A 3,550-nucleotide genomic window follows, 5' to 3' on the forward strand; every position below is an offset into this window, starting at 1 on the left:
AACTCCGCAGGGGCTGTCATCAGCCCGCTGTTGGCGAATCTCTTTCTTCATTATGCGTTCGATTTGTGGATGAGCCGAGAATATCCCGGTGTCCCATTTGAACGATATGCTGATGATGCCATCGGCCATTGCCGAAGCGAAGCGGAGGCGCGTGACTTGTGTCGGGCGCTGGAAGCGAGGTTTGCGGAATGCGGGCTACGGCTGCATCCGGAAAAGACCAAGATCGTGTATTGCAAAGATGCCAATCGCTCCGGCGCTTATCCGGATCAGTCGTTTGACTTCCTCGGCTACAGCTTTCGGCCGAGGATGGCGAACAATCGACACGGTGAGCGGTTCGTCTCATTCAGCCCGGCCGTCAGCAAGAAGGCTGGGAAAAGGATCCAGCATACCGTGCGCAGGTGGCGGCTGTATCGGCGCAGCGATCTTGAGCTGGTGGAAATCGCCAAATGGGTCCGTCCAGTCCTGACGGGCTGGGTGCGCTACCACGGGCGGTTTTATCCCTCGAAGCTTCAAGAGGAGTTGCGCGCGATCGATGCCTACATCGTTCGATGGGCAACACGAAAATACAAACGGTTCCGAGGACACACGTTGGCGGTATGGGAATGGTTGCGATCGCTGAAGCGACGCAATCCAGGCCTGTTCGCTCACTGGGTTGCCGGATCAACGGTTGGATGACGGGAGCCGGATGAATCGCGAGGTTCACGTCCGCTTCTGAGAGAGCGCGGGGCTGCAATGCCCCGCGCCACTCACCTATCTCAAGGGCTATGCCGACGGCCGCGAGGCCAAGGCAGGGATCGCGAGCTGGATCGCCTTCTACAACGATCGCCGCCTTCATCAGGCGCACGGCTATCGCACGCCGATGGCGGTCTGGCGCGAACGGATGCAGCCCGCGAAGGCTGTGGACATGGTGGACAACGCTGACGCGTTGGCCACATGCCCACAGCAACTGCAGCAGACAGAGTCTCGGGCAGCGTGATAGAAAGAGATCAGGAGCGGTCAGTTTCCAACTAACAAACCGGTTCAAGCGGTCCCGCTTCGCGGGTCCATTTCATTTGGACTCGGGTCGATGCCGCGGTAGGGGGCCCGCCCAATCACATCGTCATAACGTGTAATCCGGAGCGCGTTGAACCTGCTCGGGTTTGTGAAGGCCCGCTCCACCGCTGCTAGCTAGCTACGCTAGGGTGGTGGGACTCAATTTAGCCGCCAGATTGCTGTGCGGCTTGAAGGCGCCGGCGAGGAAGTTCTTGCGAGCTTATCGTAGCGGATTGCGATTCGGCGCAAGATCTTGAGACGGGCAAGCATGCGCTCGATCAAGTTGTGCGGGCGATACAGCCGTTTGCTGTTGAGATCCGTTGGCTGCGGCTGGTCGCGGACGGAATGACCGGATCATGTCCCCAGTGATTGGCTTTACTGTGGTCACTGGCAGTTCGTCGGTAGGATCGGCTTGCTGACACCAACCTGATTCGAGGAACCACCGATTTTGCCGCACTGACCGGCGCCGCCTACGGCGAAACGAATGTGGAACGCTTTGCCCAGCGCAACGGCTACCGTGACCGGATCTGGGAAACGCGCGCTGGCGCGATCGAACTGCTGGAGCCTCGCCGGATGGCCGAGAAGGCGCTCACCGCCGCGGTGTAGGAGGCCTATGTGCAGGGCGTCTCGACCCGCTTTGTCGATGATCTGGTCCAGGCCATGGGCATGACTGCTGCCTTGAACCCCTTGCGTCGCTTCCGCGCGATCGAGAGCGATCTGCGCCGTCATGGCGGTACCATCAAGCTGCCGTCAGTGGTCATGAACGTTTCGATCCCGTCAGCGTGCACGACGACAGTGTCTTCGACCTGAAGGCCGCCCCAGCCTGTCTCGTAATATGGTGCCTCGACACACATGACCATCCCCTCCTCGATGAGGTCGGGACTGATCGGCGTAAGATCGGGCAGATCGTAGCCGTCGATCCCGATGCCATGTCCAACATGTGAACGTAGAAAGTGAGTGATACCCTCTTTTCGCGTGACATCGACGGCTCTCGCGAATACGTCTGCTGCCTTCACGCCCGGTTTTATCATTTCGAGTGCAGCCTGAACGCCACGATGCAGCGCACGATGGTATAATTTGATTTTGGCCGACGGTTCTCCGAACACGGCGATCCGCGCGATATCGGAGCGGTAATGCTTGAAGCGCCCACCAACATCGAATCGGATGATGTCGCCATCGACTAGGCGAGCGTCAGAAGGCTGCACATTGGGCATGGCACTGCGCGCACCGAAACCAATACAGCCGAGCACCGGTTGGCAATCGCTTTCGACCGTCTTCCGGTGAAACGCGCGCGCCATCTCAATTTCTGTGATATCAGTTCGCGCTTCCGCCACCGCGACTTGGATCGACTGCTCGGCAACCTGGGCGGAGTATCGCAATCGGTTGATTTCCTCCGTGGTCTTGATGGCTCGAATTTTTCGGAACAGGCCGTAACCTGGGACGAGCGTCGCGTTTGGCAGCAGGTCTTGCAGGCGTTCCCAATTGCCCGGCAGCAGTCCAAGCTCGTCAAGCGCAATACGTCCCCTGGCGACGCCTGCATCGATAAGTGCCTTGGCGAGCGCCTCGAGCGGCGTACCATCATCGGGCAGGCCAAAGAAGCTCAGAAGTTTCTTATCGAGGCCACTGCGCAATCTCTCTGCGCGATCCATCTGAAAGTAACCAAATCGGCGGACATTGGAGACCCAGACATTCTGGTCGGCAAGAAGATCCAGCAGAGCGGTTGAGGCAACCACGGTAGATCGCTCTGGACCTTTCCGGGGGATGACGACGTACGTCTGTGGCCCCCTTCTAATCCATTGTGATAGTGCCCAGTACCCACTTGCGTAGGTCACGTTCTCTGGCGAGCTTGCCACTAGAGCGTCAACATTCTCCACTCCCAGGACTGCTTCGAGACGATCCAGATTGACAAGTTTTCTGGAGTGCCTTGACTGCAAAAGTTTTGCCATTTAACGCTTTCCAGCTGAGAAGTCGGCTGGAGTTCGTCCCCAGCATTGTATCGTTCGCGGGTTCTGCCTCGCGGTGGCGTCTGCATCGTCACCGCGCGCATCTCGGTGTGCTCTCTTGAAGCCCAAGTTGGTCATACTCGACCTCAATCAGTGGGGCGGCGCCGAACGTCATGCAGGCGCGGGAGGCCGGCAGCTTGGATAAGGACCGTCGACCTCAACCAATCGGTTTCGCTTGTGCAGCGTTGAGAAGCCGATCGATTAGTGTAGCGTACCTCTGCAGAAATGCGACGGACGTTTCATTAGCCGGAGTAGCAACGGGCGTGCCAAAGCGTCTGTCGGTTCGAGCTGCTAGTATCATCGCGAGAAAAGTTGGTTCGAACGATGGTCATGGGGGTCCGAAAGCTGACAGCGGACGCTGCTGTAAGACACCGGACAAGGAGCGCTCGGCCGGTGTGTGATCAAGGATTGGGGAGAATGGAGCCGATCGACCTGCCGGAACCTGGTTGCCGTCGTCAGGGGAATTGGACGGTGATGGCGCATGTGATCGCCGATAGGCTGGGGATGGGAGCAGG

2 protein-coding genes and 2 pseudogenes are annotated in these 3,550 nt (G+C 58.7%); 2 read left to right on the plus strand and 2 right to left on the minus strand.

What is annotated here, in order from left to right; translation table 11 throughout:
• Window positions 1–675, plus strand: a 675-nt coding sequence (locus QJT82_RS45165) for a reverse transcriptase domain-containing protein (RefSeq protein ID WP_246715907.1), incomplete at its 5' end; no start/stop codon positions are given.
• Window positions 676–1,191: 516 nt separating this feature from the next.
• Here QJT82_RS45165 and QJT82_RS45170 read toward each other — a convergent pair.
• Window positions 1,192–1,332, minus strand: a pseudogene (locus tag QJT82_RS45170) (IS5/IS1182 family transposase); the annotation flags it as partial.
• A 201-nt stretch (window positions 1,333–1,533) separates the two neighbouring features.
• On the opposite strand from QJT82_RS45170, the pseudogene QJT82_RS45175 reads away from it, so the two are divergent.
• A pseudogene (locus QJT82_RS45175) lies at window positions 1,534–1,701 on the plus strand (transposase); the annotation flags it as partial.
• A gap of 56 nt (window positions 1,702–1,757) precedes the next feature.
• Here QJT82_RS45175 and QJT82_RS45180 read toward each other — a convergent pair.
• Window positions 1,758–2,978 (minus strand): Xaa-Pro peptidase family protein, encoded by a 1,221-nt coding sequence (locus QJT82_RS45180; protein ID WP_051003422.1) that lies wholly within the window; start codon window positions 2,976–2,978, stop codon window positions 1,758–1,760.
• Window positions 2,979–3,550 lie beyond the last annotated feature (572 nt).

This window comes from Bradyrhizobium sp. Mp19, from assembly GCF_029952935.1.
Classification (GTDB): domain Bacteria; phylum Pseudomonadota; class Alphaproteobacteria; order Rhizobiales; family Xanthobacteraceae; genus Bradyrhizobium; species Bradyrhizobium elkanii.